The sequence below is a fragment of the Fulvimonas yonginensis genome, assembly GCF_037137055.1.
GTDB lineage: Bacteria > Pseudomonadota > Gammaproteobacteria > Xanthomonadales > Rhodanobacteraceae > Frateuria_A > Frateuria_A yonginensis.
In genome coordinates this window covers 98,017-111,711 of sequence record NZ_JBBBNY010000004.1, presented here as the reverse complement: position 1 = coordinate 111,711, position 13,695 = coordinate 98,017, and the positions used below count along the sequence as shown (strand labels likewise).

Genomic DNA, 13,695 nt, shown 5'->3' with positions numbered 1-13,695 from the left:
CTGGAGGCATGGGCCCCATGCTGCCACCATGCGCCGCGCTTGCCCATCCACCCGACGCCCGCGGCTGTGCAGGAAGTCATGGTAGGCATCGCGGGAGGCCGCTGGTTACAGTCGGGGACGGCGCGTCGCGCCCGCTCCACGCCGCGTCGTGCGGCCCGTCACCGGAGGTTCCATGTTGCCGTTCCGCCCGCTCGTCCTGGCGTCCGTCCTCGCCGCCGCCCTCGCCGTCCCGCTGGTCCATGCGCAGACCGCGCCGCTGACGCCGGACATCCCGGCCAGCTTCAAGGCGCCGACCGCCGCCAACGACTACGTCAAGCGCGAGGTGATGATCCCGATGCGCGACGGCGTGAAGCTGCACACCGTGATCGTGATCCCCAAGGGCGCGCACGACGCGCCGATCCTGCTCACCCGCACGCCCTACAACGCCGACGGGCGCGCCGCGCGCAACGACTCGCCGCACATGCTCGACGTGCTGCCGCAGGGCGACGAGGTGTTCGTCGAGGCCGGCTACATCCGCGTGTTCCAGGACGTGCGCGGCAAGTACGGTTCCGAGGGCGAGTACGTGATGACGCGCCCGCTGCGCGGTCCGCTCAACTCCAGCGAGGTGGACCACTCCACCGACGCTTACGACACCATCGACTGGCTGGTGAAGCACGTGCCCGAATCGAACGGGCGCGTGGGCATGCTCGGTTCCTCCTACGAGGGCTTCACCGTGGTGATGGCGCTGGTGCACCCGCATCCGGCGCTCAAGGTGGCCGCACCGGAGAGCCCGATGGTGGACGGCTGGATGGGCGACGACTGGTTCCACTACGGCGCCTACCGCAACGTCAACCTCGACTACCTCACCGGACAGAACAGCAAGAGGGGCGCCGGCTCGGCCATCCCCCGCCAGGCCTACGACGACTACACCAATTTCCTGCGCGCCGGTTCCACCGGCGACTATGCGCGTGCCGCGGGCCTCGAGCAGCTGCCGTTCTGGCGCAAGGTGCACGAGCACCCGGCTTACGACGCCTACTGGCAGGCACAGGCGCTGGACAAGGTGATGGCCGCCCAGCCGCTCAAGGTGCCGACCCTGTGGCTGCAGGGCCTGTGGGACCAGGAGGACATGTGGGGCGCGATCCACAGCTACGAGGCGGTGGAGCCCAAGGACACCACCAACACCATGAACTACCTGGTGATGGGCCCGTGGCGGCACAGCCAGGTGAACTACGATGGCCGCTCGCTCGGCCCGCTGCAGTGGGACGGCGACACCGCGCTGCAGTTCCGCCGCGACGTGCTGCTGCCGTTCTTCAACCAGTACCTGGTGGATGGTGCGCCCAAGGCCGACACGCCGCCGGTGCTGATCTACAACACCGGCGAGAACCACTGGGACCGTTTCCAGCGCTGGCCGCTGAGCTGCGAGCAGGGCTGCGCCTCCAGGCCGAAGCCGCTGTACCTCACCGCCGGCGGCGGGTTGTCGTTCCAGGCGCCGGCTGCCGGTGCCGCCGCGTACGACGAGTACGTCTCCGACCCGGCCAAGCCGGTGCCCTACCTGCCGCGCCCGGTGGTGTTCGCCGACCACGAGGCGTGGACGCGCTGGCTGGTCACCGACCAGCGCTTCGTCGACGGCCGCCCGGACGTGCTCACCTACGTCAGCGAGCCGCTCACCGCGCCGCTGCACATCGGCGGCGTGCCGCGGGTGGACCTGGTGGCCTCCACCAGCGGCAGCGACAGCGACTGGGTGGTCAAGCTGATCGACGTGTACCCGGACACGGTGCCCTCGAACCCGGCGATGGGCGGCTACGAGCTGCCGATCGCGCTGGACATCTTCCGCGGCCGCTACCGCGAGAGTTTCGCCAAGCCGCAGCCGATCACGCCGAACGCGCCACTGCACTACCGCTTCGACCTGCCCACCGCCAACCACGTGTTCGAGCCCGGGCACCGGATCATGGTGCAGGTGCAGTCCACGCTGTTTCCGCTGTACGACCGCAACCCGCAGACCTACGTGCCGAACATCTTCGACGCCAAGGCGGCCGACTACCGCAAGGCGACCCAGCGCGTGTACCACGCGCCGGGCCAGGCCAGCCTGATCAGCCTGCCGGTGGTGTCCGGGCAGTGAGCGGCGGGCGCGGCGGACGAGGAGCGTCCGCCGCCCGCGCCTCAGGCCGGGCCCGGTGGCGTCCTGCGCCACACGCGGCAGCGGTTGTTCGCCGGCATGGCGTGGTCGGCCTGCAGCGCGAAGCCGGCGTCCGCCGCCAGCGCATCGACCGCCGCGGCGTCGCGCAGTCCCATGCGCGGGTCGCGCGCCTTCAGCGCGTGGTCGAACGCGGCGTTGCTTTCGCTGGTGTAGCGCCCGCCCTCGTTGAACGGACCGTAGATCGCCAGCACGGCGTCGTCGGTGGTGACGTCCGCGAGCCGCGCGAACAGGCGCTCGACCTCCGACCAGCCCATGATGTGCAGCGTGTTGGCGCTGAACACGGCGTCGTAGCGCGCCGCCGGCCAGGGGCCGGCGACGTCGAGCACGAGCGGCGGCGGCGTGTTTGGCAGGCCGGCCTCGTCCAGCCACAGGCGGATGCCCGGCAACTGCTCGGGCCGGTCCGAGCACTGCCAGCGCAGCCAGGGCAGGGCGGCGGCGAAATGCACGGCATGCTGGCCGGTGCCGCTGCCGATCTCCAGCACCCGGCGCCGGTCCGCGAAGGCCTCGCGCAGCACGCCGAGGATCGGTTCACGGTTGCGCTCGCAGGCGGGCGCGAACGGCTTGTCCACCTCAGGCCGGACGCCCGCGCAGCACCCGTGCCGGCAGCATCAGCAGGGCGCCGAGGAAGGCGAACACCGCATGCAAGGTGATGCCGACCAGCCGGAACGGCAGCGACAGCAGCCACACGATGGGATAGAGCACCAGCGCCAGCAGCGCGAGCGGCCAGCAGAACACCAGCAGCAACAGCCACAACAGGAAACCGACCATGGCCCGTCCTCGGGTGGTGGGAGTGCACCGACTCTAGCGCGGCCGGTGGATGGCTGCGTAGATGACTCCCGGCACCCGTTCAGTGCATGCCGGCCATCGGGTCCACGCCGATCAGCACGCGGTGCAGCCAGAACGCGAACACCGCCCAGGCGAGCGCGCCGACCACCGCCACCTTGAGGTCGCCGGCCAGCGTGCCGGCCGGGTAGGTGACGCCGGCCTGCCGGTCGCGCCGCCGCGACACGGCGAACAGCGCCACCGACCACAGCAGGAACGCGCCGAACAGCACCACGTCGTGCAGCCCGCCCGCCGCCAGCAGGTGGCCGAAGGCCCACACCTTCACGCCCAGCACCTGCGGATGGCCGACGGCGGCCTTCAGATGGTTGCGCGGTATGCGGGCGGCGGCGACCAGCACGAAGGCGACCAGCGTGAACAGGGCATTGAGGTGCTGCAGCCACAGCGGCGGCACGTACAGCAGCACGGCATGCCGCCGCGCCATCCCGAAGCCGTAGCACAGCAGCACGAAGCCGACCAGCGAGACGACCGCGAACAGCGCCTTCCAGCGCTTCTCGCCCAACCGCGCGCGCTGGCGCTCGCGCCAGGTGGGCGCGACCATGCGCAGCGAATGCATGCCCAGGAAGATCAGCAGGCCGAGAACCAGGATGGACATCGGGGCACTCCGGGGGGGGGGATCGCCCGAGTATAGGCAGCGGACCCGGCCGCACGAGTGACACTCGTCAGCCGGCGGGACTGATCCCGATCACCAGTGCCACTGCCGCCTCGCCCAGCTCGAGCCGCCCGTCACCGCCGCGCCATGCATCGCCCTCGCGCAGGCCACCGTCCGCCGTGTCGACCGTGCCGCGGGCCACGTAGACCAGCACCACCGCGGCATCGAGCGAGTGGCGGCCCGGCCCGTGCAGCGCCTGCAGGCGACCGTGCGCCAGGCCGCGGCGCACCATCAGGTTGAAGTCGCGCGTGGGCCCGTCGGCCAGCGTGATCGACACCGCTGCTTCGCCGGGAAAGGCAAACGGTGCGTAGGGTTCGGTCAAAGCGTGGACGCGGCCGTCGTCCAGGCGCATGGTGAAGCCCGCCCCGTCCAGCAGCACGATGGTGCGGTCGATGCCGGGAAAGGCCGAGAACGGCGCGGCACTGTCCACCTCGGCCACGCTCGCGCGCCAGAGGAAATCGTCCATACCCGCGCCGGCCGGCTCCACGGCCAGCTCGCGCGTGCGCCCCAAGCCATTCTTCCAGGGGCGGGCCGGGCAGTCGTGCAGGTGCAGGATGCGGGACACGGCAGCACTCCTCGCAAAACGTCATTGTAGGAGCGAGGTGCTCGCGATGCCTCTGCTGTTCGCGCGCCCGGAGCCAAGAGCTCGGAGCCAAGGGTCGCGGGCACGCACGCTCCTACACAGGCGGGCGTCAGGCCACGCGTTCGATCACGCGCTCGAACGGCGGCAGCGCACGCAGCATGTTGGCGCCGTAGCGCTTGGTGACCACGCGCCGGTCCAGCAGCACGATGCGGCCGCGGTCGGTCTCGCTGCGGATCAGGCGGCCGCAGTATTGGGTCAGCAGCCGCGTCGCCTCGGGAATGCTCACCTCGAGGAACGGGTTGCGGCCGCGCGATTCGAGCCACTCGGCGTAGGTGGCGCCGACCGGGTCGGTCGGCACCGCGAACGGCAGCTGGGTGATCACCACCGTCTCGCACAGCTTGCCGGGCAGGTCCAGGCCCTCGCCGAAGGAGGCCAGGCCGAACAGCGTGCTGCCCTTGCCGGCCTCGACGTCGGCGACGTGCTCGGCGATCAGCTGCGCCTTGCCCAGCGAGCCCTGCGCGCGCACCTTGCGCACCTTGTCGATGGGCAGGCGCTGCAGCACGCGGTCGAGCTTGGCGCGCGAGGTGAACAGCACCAGGTTGCCGGCGCTCCAGTCCAGGTGCCCGGCCAGCCAGTCGCAGATCGCCTGCGCGTGCGCCTCGCGCGCATCGGGCAGCACGTCGATGGCCGGCACTTCCAGCCGCGCCTGGCGGGCGAGATCGAACGGCGAGGGCAGGCCCAGCGTGACCGCGTCGTCGGGCAGGCCGACCGCGTCGGCGTAGCCGCGGAAGTTGCCGCCCGCGCTCAGCGTGGCCGAGGTCAGCACCACCCCGCTGGCGTTGTTCCACAGCACGTGGCGCAGCAGGCCGCCGGCGGAGACGGAGGAGGCATGGCAGACCAGCTGCTGGTCGCCGGCGAGCGTCACCCAGCGCGCCAGCGGCGGCGCGTTGTCGGCATCCTCGCCCGACCAGGCACGCCAGGTGCGCTCCTGCCGGTCCAGCCGTTCCAGCGCCATGCCCAGCTCGCGCGCCAGCGCCTCCTGGGTCGGGCCGCCGTCGGTCATCTCCACCACGGCGCGACGCACGGCGCCGAGCCAGCGCTGGATCTCGGCGGTCTGCGCGTGCAGTAACTGCGCCTGCGCCACCCAGTCCGCCGGCAACTGGCCGAGCGAACCGCGGTACATCGGCTCGCTTTCGCCCGGGTCTGGCAGCCAGGCCAGGCGGATCGCCCGTTCCAGTTCTTCCAGGCTGTCGCTGAGTTCCTGCAGCCTGGCGTCACCCGCGTCGAGCGAGAGCTTGCCCAGCGATTCCTTGTCGGTAAGCGAGTAGGCCGCGTGCACCTGGCGCGCCAGGCGGCTCAGCTGGCGCACCGCCACGCCCAGGTGGACTTCCGCCGCGCCGCGGTCGATCGCCTTGGCCGGCACGTGGTGCGCCTCGTCGAACACGTACAGCGTCTCGGCCGGCTTGGGCAGGATCACGCCGCCCCAGCCCTCGTCCTCGCCGGGCATGGTGAGGTCGGCCAGCACCAGGTCCTGGTTGGCCACGATCAGCTCGGCGTCTGCCACCGCGCGGCGCGCGGCGAAGAACGGGCAGGCCATGAAGTGCACGCACTTGCGTCCGGTGCAGCCGCCGGCGCTGGTGGTGAGCATCGGCCGCAGCAGGTCGCCGACGGGCTCGGGCGCGGCGTCCATGTCGCCGTTCCAGTCGCCGCGTTCGAAGGCACCGGCCAGCTTCGCCAGTGCCTGCTTGTCGCGCTCGGCGGGCGGTTTCGACCACAGCGCCAGGTCCGCGTCGAAGCCCAGGCCCATCTGGCTCGGTTCCGTGCCCAGGCTCTGCCGCGCCATGGCCAGGTTGCGCGGGCACAGGTAGCGGCCGCGGCCCTTCGCCAGGGCGACCTTGGCCGCGTGGCCGGTGAGCTTGAGGTAGAGCGGGATGTCGCGTTCGACCAGCTGTTCCTGCAGCGCCACGGTGGCGGTGGCGATCAGCAGTTTCTTCTTCTGTGCGCGCGCCACTTCCATGCCGGCAATCAGGTAGGCCATCGACTTGCCGGTGCCGGTCGGCGCCTCGATCGCCGCGGCGCCGCCCTCGCTGGCCAGCGCCTTGGCCACCTCGGCGATCATCCTGCCCTGCGCCGCACGGGGGCGGAAGCCGGGCAGGCCGTCCTTCAGGCGCGCGTAGGCGGCGCGGATCGCGTCCTTGGTGGCGTCGGTGAGCATCGAACGATTCTAGCGGGCCGGCCCGCCGGCGCCGCGTAGCTGCGGCGCCCCGTCACTCAAGATGCATGCCGATCGGCCGATCCTGTGATAGGCATCAACAGCAGAGCAGAGCCGACGGTACTACGGTATCCCAGATGAAGAGGCGTCGCTGCCACGCGCGGGCGCGTCACCGCGCCGTTTGCCACGGACGCCGGCCAGCCCGGTGCGGGGGGCGCGTATGAGTCTTTCCGGTACCACCCGGCTGTTGCCGCTGCAGGCGAGCCTGTCGTCCTGGTTGACCCGGCTGGTCGAGGCGACCACGCCGGCGGAGGTCGCCGAGGTGATCGCCGACTTCGCCAAGGCGCAGGGCGGCAGCCGCGAGGCCGTGGTGGCCTGGCGCAGTGCGGGCCTGCTGCAGACGTACAGCAGCGCCGGCCGGCCGCCGGACCAGGACCGCATCGGCCGTGCCCAGGCCTTGCTCGCGCCGACCGCACAGGCGTTCGTGCTGGAAGGCCGTTGTCTGGCCTTGCGGCTGCTGCCGCAGGAACGCGCAGTGCTGCTGCTGGAACTGGAGCACGAGTCCGCCCCCGAGCCGCTGGTGGCCTCGCTCGAGCGCTTCCTGGACCTGGCCGCGCGGCACCTGCGGCGAGCCCTGCAACTGGCGGACCTGCAGGACTCGCACCGGCAACTGGCGCGCTCGGAGGCCCTGCAGCGGGCGCTCTTCGCGATCTCCGACCTGGCCGGTTCGGAGCAGGACATGCCCGAGATGCTGCGCGGCATCCATTCGATCATCAGTACGCTGATGTACGCGGAGAACTTCTACATCGTGCGCAGCGACCCGGCGCGCGGGACCATGTGCTTCCTGTACTACGCCGACGTCAAGGACGAGGACGCCCCCGAGATCGGCCTGGACATGCCGATGGATACCTGGCGCAACGGCCTGACCTGGCACGTGCTCACCGGCGGCAAGGCGCTGATGGGCAGCCACGAGGAGATCCGCCGCCAGGTCGACGGCGTGCTGACGCCGTCGGGCCCGGACAGCATCGACTGGCTCGGCGTGCCGATGCTGCGCGACGGCCAGGTGCACGGCGCCCTGGTGGTGCAGAGCTACCAGGAGGGCATCGGCTTCTCCGAGGAGGATCGCACCCTGCTCGAGTTCGTCGGCAGCCACGTGCTCACCGCACTGGAGCGCAAGCAGCACAAGCACGAGCTGGAGGAGCGGGTGCGCCTGCGCACGCAGGAACTGGCCGAGGCCAACCGCGGCCTGCAGCAGGAGGTGCTCGAGCGCCAGCGTGCCGAGCGCCTGCAGGCGGCGCTGTTCAAGATCGCCCAGCTCGCCACCGCTGACATCGACCAGGCCGAGTTCTACCAGCGGGTCCACGTGGTGGTGGGCGGCTTGCTGGACGCGCGCAATTTCTACATCGCCCTGCTCGCCGACAACGGGCGCGTGCTCGAGTTTCCCTACTACGTCGACGAGCGCATCGACAACCCCAGGTCGCGCCCGCTCGCGCGTGGCCTGAGCGAGTACGTGCTGCGCACGGGGCGGCCGCTGATGGGGCGCAAGGAGGACGTGGAACGGCTGGGCGCCGCCGGCGAGGTGGACCTGCTGCGCATCCGCGCGCCCGCGCTGTGCTGGCTCGGCGTGCCGCTGCGCGTGGGCGAGGAGGTGATCGGCCTGGTCGCCGTGCAGAGCTACACCGACCAGCTGGTCTACGACGACGCGGACCAGGAGCTGCTCAGCTTCGCCGCGCTGCAGATCGCCAACAGCATCCACCGCCGCCGCGCGGCCGCCTCGCTGCAGCGTGCCTACGCCGAGCTCGAGCTGCGCGTACAGGAACGCACGCGCGAGCTGCGCGAGCAGATCCAGGAGCGCGAGCGCATCCAGCAGCAGCTGCGGCACGAGGTGATGCACGACGCGCTCACCGGCCTGCCCAACCGCGGCTACCTGCGCGACCGGCTCGAACGGGTGCTGGCGTTGCAGCAGCGCGAACCGACCCATCGTTGCGCCCTGCTGTACCTGGACGTGGATCGCTTCAAGGTCATCAACGACAGCCTCGGCCACCTGGCGGGCGACGCCTTCCTGAAGGAGATCGCGCGGCGCCTGCACGCCTGCGTGCGCGAGCCGGACGTGGTGGCGCGCCTGTCCGGCGACGAGTTCGCGATCCTGCTGGAGAACGTGGAGGTGCCCTCCACCGCGACCATGGTCGCCCAGCGCGTGCTCGAGGCGCTGAGCGAGCCGATGCAGGTCGCCGGCCGCGAGCTGGAGCCCTCGGCCAGCATGGGCATCGCCATCGGCGACAGCAGCTACGCCAGCGCCGACGAGGTGCTGCGCGACGCCGACATCGCGCTGTACCGCGCCAAGGAACAGGGCCGCAAGCGCTACGAACTGTTCGACGACACGCTGGCGAAGAACGTGGTCGACGTGCTCACGATGGAGGGGGAGCTGCGTCACGCCCTGCAGCGCAACGAATTCGAGCCCTACCTGCAGCCGTTCTGCCGGCTGGGCGACGGCGGCGTGGTCGGCTACGAGGCGCTGCTGCGCTGGAACCATCCGGTGCTCGGCGTGCTGTGCCCGGCCGACTTCCTCAAGATCGCGCACGACAGCGGCCACATCGAGACCATCGACTGGCGCCTGTTCGAACGCGCCTGCGAGCGCTTTCTGCTGCTGAAGGACAAGGACACCTTCCTCACCTTCAACGTTTCCGCGCTGCACCTGCGCCACGGTGACTTCGACGCGCGCCTGGTACGCCTGCTCGAACGCACCGGCCTGCCGCCGACGCGGTTGATCGTCGAAGTCACCGAGGGCTCGCTGCTGGACAACCCCGAGCAGGTCCGCGCCATGCTCGAGCGGCTGCGCGCGATCGGCGTGGGCGCGGCGCTGGACGACTTCGGCACCGGCTATTCCTCGCTCAGCTACCTGCATTCGCTGCCGCTGCGCATGCTGAAGATCGACCGCGCCTTCGTGCACGCACTGGGCGAGGAGGAGCACGGCACCGCCACCACGGTGGTGGCGGCGATCCTGGCGCTGGCCCGGGCGCTCAACATCCAGGTCATCGCCGAGGGCATCGAGACGCCGGTGCAGCGCGATGCGTTGCTGCGCATGGGCTGCGAGCTGGGCCAGGGCTACCTGCTGGGGCATCCCGCGCCGATCGGGGAGTGGCTGCGCGCCACGCCATAGCGGGCGCCCGGGCCGTCCGCAGTCGTGCCGTGCAGTGCGCTACCGCCCGCCGGTGATGTCCAGCGCCACCGCCTCCGCCACGCGGATGCCGTCCACCGCCGCCGAGAGGATGCCGCCGGCGTAGCCGGCGCCTTCGCCGGCCGGGAACAGGCCGCGCGTGTTCAGGCTCTGGTAGTCCGCCTCGTTGCGCCGGATGCGGACCGGCGAAGAGGTGCGTGTTTCCACGCCGGTCAGCACCGCGTCGTGCGTGGCGAAGCCGCGGATCTGCCGGTCGAACACGGGCAGGGCCTCGCGGATGGCGGCGATGGCGTAATCCGGCAGTGCGCCGGAAAGATCGGTCGGGCGCACGCCGGGCTTGTACGAGGGCAGCACCTCGCCGAACGCCGGCGACGGCCGCCCGGCCAGGAAATCGCCCACGCGCTGGCCCGGCGCGGCGTAGTCGCCGCCGCCCAGGACGAAGGCGTGCGATTCCCAGTGCCGCTGCAGCGCGATGCCGGCCAGCGGTCCGTCGCCGTAGGGCGCGAAGTCCTCCGGCGTGATGCCGCAGACGATCGCCGCATTGGCGTTGCGCTCATTGCGCGAGTACTGGCTCATGCCGTTGGTGACGACGCGGCCGGGCTCCGAGGTGGCGGCGACCACGGTGCCGCCGGGGCACATGCAGAAGCTGTACACCGAACGCCCGCTCTGGCCCGGCTTGTTGCCGTGGTGCACCAGCTTGTAGTCGGCCGCGCCGAGGATCGGGTGGCCGGCCTGCGGGCCGAAGCGGGCGCGGTCGATCAGCGACTGCGGGTGCTCGATGCGGAAGCCGATCGAGAACGGCTTGGGCTCCACGTACACGCCGCGTGCATGCAGCATGGCGAAGGTGTCGCGCGCGCTGTGGCCCACCGCCAGCACCACGTGGTCCGAACGCAGCTCGCCGCCGTCGGCCAGTTTCACGCCGCGTACGCGGCGCCCGCCGGCGGCATCGGTCTCGATCAGCAGGTCGTCCACGCGCTGGTCGAAGCGGATCTCGCCGCCGAGCGCCTGGATGGTGCCGCGCATGTTCTCCACCATCGTCACCAGGCGGAAGGTGCCGATGTGCGGCTTGCTGACGTAGAGGATCTCCTCCGGCGCGCCGGCTCGGACGAACTCGGTGAGCACCTTGCGGCCATGGTGGTGCGGATCGGAGATCTGGCTGTGCAGCTTGCCGTCGGAGAAGGTGCCGGCGCCGCCTTCGCCGAACTGCACGTTCGACTCGGGGTGCAGGTTGCGCTTGCGCCACAGGTCCCAGGTGTCCCTGGTGCGCTCGCGCACCGCCTTGCCGCGATCGAGCACGATCGGGTGGAAGCCCATCTCCGCCAGGATCAGCGCGGCGAAGATCCCGCACGGGCCGAAGCCCACCACGACAGGCCGATGCGCCAGGCCGGCGGGCGCCTTCGCCACCGGGCGGTAGCGGGTGTCGGGCGTGGGCTGCACGTGGCGGTCCTCGGCGAAGCGCGCCAGCACGGCGGCCTCGTCGGCCACCTCCACGTCCAGCGTGTAGATCAGCGCGATCGCGCCACGCTTGCGGGCGTCGTAGCCGCGACGGAACACGGTGTAGCCACGCAACGCGCCGGCCGGCAGGCGCAGGCGCTCGCGGATGGCGGCGTCCAGCGCTTCGGGCGGATGGTCGAGCGGGAGCTTGAGATCGGTCAGTCGCAGCATGGGGTCCGAGCGGCGGCGCGGCCGCCTTGCGCCAGGGCTGCGTATTGTCCGTGTGCCGGCACGGCGGGAACAAGGCGTTCAAGTGACGCCGAGGGACCGGTCCTGACGTCCGTGGCGGCACCGGGGCACGCGCCGGTGACGCGCCGCGCCACTCAGGCGGCGAGGATGGTCAGGAACTGCGCGCCGGTCGCCTGCGGGTGCAGCAGCACCACGCGGGTCGCATCGGCACCGGCCTGCTTGCAGGCGGCCGGGGTGCACAGCTGGCCGTCATCGGTGACCACCGCCAGCGGCGTGGGGTGCTGCGCATCCAGCGGGCGGCGGTACACCAGGCCATGCTGCGGGCCGCCGGCGATGATGCACTCGTAGAAGCTTTCCATCGGTGCTGTCCCGTTCGGTGGGTGTCGACCGGGGACAAGCAGCTCGCGCGCCAAGGTCGGGCGGGGAACGTGGCCTGCGTCACGTTTCGCGCACCGGGGCGATGCCGGCTGCGCATTCGGCGGGCGCGCCGGCCGGCCGGCGCGCCCGCGGCGCTCACTGCTGGGCGCCGGCGATGAAGTCGGTCTTGCCCAGGTCCGCGCCGGCCTCGCGCAGGATCACGTAGGTGGTGGTGCAGTGGAAGTACAGGTTGGGGATGACGAAGGTGAACAGGTAGCCCTGGCCGTCGAAATCCAGTTCGCCGTTGCGCATCTTCAGGTGGATCGGCCGCTGCTCGCTGCCGTCGATCTGCTCGGCCTTGAAGCCCTGCACGTAGTCGAGCACGCGCTGGATGCGCGCGTAGAGCTGCTCCAGCGTGGTCTCGTTGTCCTCGAACGAGGCCGGCTCCGCACCGGCCAGGCGGGCGGCGCCGCGGGCGGCCATGTCGCAGGCGATCTGCACCTGCTTGACCAGCGGCAGCATGTCCGGGATCAGGCGGGTCTGCAGCAGCACCTCGTCGCTGACGCCCTTGGCCCTGGCGTGCGCCTCGCCCTTCTTCAGCACGTGGGTGAGGTTGGACAGCGCCCGCACGAACACGGGAACGGAAGCCTGGTACATGGACAGCGTCATGGGAAGCTCCAAGTCAGTGGGAGGAATCGTCCGGCAGGGCGCGCGGCGCGCCCACGGTGGGGGCATCCGCGGCCTCCGCCAAGGGGCGGGTATGGGCGGTCACGCGGGCGGCGATCACGGTGCCGACCACCAGCAGTGCCGCCGACAGCACGAACGCCAGGCCGGGCAGGTGCCACGGCGCGGCGTCGGAGATCGAGAAGGCGAACACCTGCGCGAACAGGTAGGGCCCGAAGATGCCGGCGAAGCTGCCCAGGCTGGTGATCGCCCCCTGCAGGCGGCCCTGTTCCGACGGGTCGACCTGGTGCGTCATGATCGCCTGGATCGGCGGCCCCGCCAGGCTCCACAGTGCCATCAGCGGGATGCCCACCAGGAACACCCAGCCCCGGCTGGCCAGGCCCATCAGCAGGAAGGCGCCGACGCCGCAGAGCAGACCGGCCAGCAGCACGCGCCGTTCGCCGAAGCGCGGCGTCAGCCGTCCGGTGAGGAAGGCCTGCACCGAGCCGTCGCAGGCGCCGACCAGCATCAGCACGAAGCCCACCGCCTGCGGGCCCCAGTGGTAGCGGTAGTCGGCGTACAGCACGAAGGTGGTCTGCAGCACGTAGTGCGCCAGGTAGACCAGGAACATCACGATGCCCAGGCCCAGCACCTGCGGGTAGCGGCGCAGCAGCTTCAAGGAGCCGAGCGGGTGCGCGCTGTGCAGCTCGAAGCGCGGCGTGCGCCGCTCCTTCGGCAGCGACTCGGGCAGGATCAGGAGCCCGTAGAGGAAATTGCAGGAAGCCAGTCCGGCGGCGACCCAGAACGGCAGGCGCAGCGAGATGTCGCCGAGGAAGCCGCCCAGCCCCGGGCCCATGATGAAGCCCAGCCCGAAGGCGCCGCCGAGCACGCCGTAGGCCGCCGCGCGCTTCTCCTTGGGCGTGATGTCGGCGATGTAGGCGTTCGCGGTGGTGAAGCTCGCCGCGGTCATGCCCAGCAGGGTGCGGCTGACGAACAGCAGCCACAGCGAGGGCGCCAGCGCCAGCACGACGAAGTCGACCGCGAGGCCCAGGTTGGAGATCAGGATCACGGGACGGCGCCCGAAGCGGTCCGACAGCGCCCCCTGCACCGGCGAGAAGGCGAACTGCACGATCGCGAACACGGTGGAGAACACGCCCACCCACCATGCCGCCCGCGCGACGCCGCCGCCGGCCAGTTGCTCGATCAGGTGCGGCAGTACCGGGATGATGATCCCGAACGCGAGGATGTCCAGGAACACAGTGACGAAGATGAACGCCACCGCGGCCCGGCGGCGGGTGTCGCTGAGTACGGTGTGGGTCGAGTCCATGCGGGGGCACCGGAGGCGAAGCGC

Annotated in this window: 11 protein-coding genes; 2 read left to right on the top strand and 9 right to left on the bottom strand. The window is 71.2% G+C overall.

The window, feature by feature from the left end; all coding sequences use genetic code 11:
- Positions 1 to 172 precede the first annotated feature (172 nt).
- Positions 173 to 2,098, top strand: coding sequence for a CocE/NonD family hydrolase (locus tag WAT24_RS08145; protein ID WP_336807349.1), 1,926 nt, complete (start codon positions 173 to 175; stop codon positions 2,096 to 2,098).
- Between the two features lie 41 nt (positions 2,099 to 2,139).
- Here WAT24_RS08145 and WAT24_RS08140 read toward each other — a convergent pair whose 3' ends face one another.
- From WAT24_RS08140 to dinG, 5 genes are all read right to left on the bottom strand, one after another.
- On the bottom strand, positions 2,140 to 2,745 hold the full coding sequence (locus tag WAT24_RS08140) for a DUF938 domain-containing protein (protein WP_336807348.1): 606 nt from the start codon (positions 2,743 to 2,745) through the stop codon (positions 2,140 to 2,142).
- A gap of 1 nt (position 2,746) precedes the next feature.
- Positions 2,747 to 2,944 (bottom strand): hypothetical protein, encoded by a 198-nt coding sequence (locus WAT24_RS08135; protein ID WP_336807347.1) that lies wholly within the window; start codon positions 2,942 to 2,944, stop codon positions 2,747 to 2,749.
- 79 nt (positions 2,945 to 3,023) lie between these two features.
- Entirely contained in the window at positions 3,024 to 3,611 is a 588-nt protein-coding gene (locus WAT24_RS08130; RefSeq protein WP_336807346.1) for an NnrU family protein, read from the bottom strand.
- Between the two features lie 67 nt (positions 3,612 to 3,678).
- Positions 3,679 to 4,233, bottom strand: coding sequence for a HutD/Ves family protein (locus WAT24_RS08125; protein WP_336807345.1), 555 nt, complete (start codon positions 4,231 to 4,233; stop codon positions 3,679 to 3,681).
- Between the two features lie 127 nt (positions 4,234 to 4,360).
- A complete protein-coding gene (gene dinG / locus WAT24_RS08120) occupies positions 4,361 to 6,466 on the bottom strand; it encodes an ATP-dependent DNA helicase DinG (RefSeq protein ID WP_336807344.1) in 2,106 nt (701 codons plus the stop codon).
- 217 nt (positions 6,467 to 6,683) lie between these two features.
- Between dinG and WAT24_RS08115 the strand changes: the two genes are divergently transcribed.
- Positions 6,684 to 9,623, top strand: a complete 2,940-nt coding sequence (locus tag WAT24_RS08115) for a bifunctional diguanylate cyclase/phosphodiesterase (RefSeq protein ID WP_336807343.1) — start codon at positions 6,684 to 6,686, stop codon at positions 9,621 to 9,623.
- A 39-nt stretch (positions 9,624 to 9,662) separates the two neighbouring features.
- On the opposite strand, the gene WAT24_RS08110 is transcribed toward WAT24_RS08115, so the two are convergent.
- The 4 genes from WAT24_RS08110 to WAT24_RS08095 all read right to left on the bottom strand — a co-directional run bounded on the left by WAT24_RS08110 (position 9,663) and on the right by WAT24_RS08095 (position 13,671).
- Positions 9,663 to 11,306: an NAD(P)/FAD-dependent oxidoreductase gene (locus WAT24_RS08110; protein ID WP_336807342.1), complete on the bottom strand. Its 1,644-nt coding sequence runs from the start codon at positions 11,304 to 11,306 to the stop codon at positions 9,663 to 9,665.
- A 152-nt stretch (positions 11,307 to 11,458) separates the two neighbouring features.
- Complete coding sequence (locus WAT24_RS08105; RefSeq protein WP_336807341.1) at positions 11,459 to 11,683, bottom strand: hypothetical protein; 225 nt, start codon at positions 11,681 to 11,683, stop codon at positions 11,459 to 11,461.
- Between the two features lie 154 nt (positions 11,684 to 11,837).
- Positions 11,838 to 12,350, bottom strand: a complete 513-nt coding sequence (locus WAT24_RS08100; RefSeq protein ID WP_336807340.1) for a DUF1993 domain-containing protein — start codon at positions 12,348 to 12,350, stop codon at positions 11,838 to 11,840.
- A 13-nt stretch (positions 12,351 to 12,363) separates the two neighbouring features.
- The gene (locus WAT24_RS08095; protein WP_336807339.1) at positions 12,364 to 13,671 is read right to left on the bottom strand and encodes a TCR/Tet family MFS transporter; all 1,308 of its coding nucleotides are present in this window, start codon (positions 13,669 to 13,671) and stop codon (positions 12,364 to 12,366) included.
- Between the last annotated feature and the right edge of the window lie 24 nt (positions 13,672 to 13,695).

What these genes read in the sequence shown, in the direction of transcription:
- WAT24_RS08145 (WP_336807349.1), top strand. Translation starts at nt 173, where the DNA reads ATGTTGCCGTTCCGCCCGCTCGTCCTGGCGTCCGTCCTCGCCGCCGCC.
- WAT24_RS08135 (WP_336807347.1), bottom strand. Translation starts at nt 2,944, where the DNA reads ATGGTCGGTTTCCTGTTGTGGCTGTTGCTGCTGGTGTTCTGCTGGCCG.
- WAT24_RS08130 (WP_336807346.1), bottom strand. Translation starts at nt 3,611, where the DNA reads ATGTCCATCCTGGTTCTCGGCCTGCTGATCTTCCTGGGCATGCATTCG.
- dinG (WP_336807344.1), bottom strand. Translation starts at nt 6,466, where the DNA reads ATGCTCACCGACGCCACCAAGGACGCGATCCGCGCCGCCTACGCGCGC.
- WAT24_RS08115 (WP_336807343.1), top strand. Translation starts at nt 6,684, where the DNA reads ATGAGTCTTTCCGGTACCACCCGGCTGTTGCCGCTGCAGGCGAGCCTG.
- WAT24_RS08110 (WP_336807342.1), bottom strand. Translation starts at nt 11,306, where the DNA reads ATGCTGCGACTGACCGATCTCAAGCTCCCGCTCGACCATCCGCCCGAA.
- WAT24_RS08105 (WP_336807341.1), bottom strand. Translation starts at nt 11,683, where the DNA reads ATGGAAAGCTTCTACGAGTGCATCATCGCCGGCGGCCCGCAGCATGGC.
- WAT24_RS08100 (WP_336807340.1), bottom strand. Translation starts at nt 12,350, where the DNA reads ATGACGCTGTCCATGTACCAGGCTTCCGTTCCCGTGTTCGTGCGGGCG.
- WAT24_RS08095 (WP_336807339.1), bottom strand. Translation starts at nt 13,671, where the DNA reads ATGGACTCGACCCACACCGTACTCAGCGACACCCGCCGCCGGGCCGCG.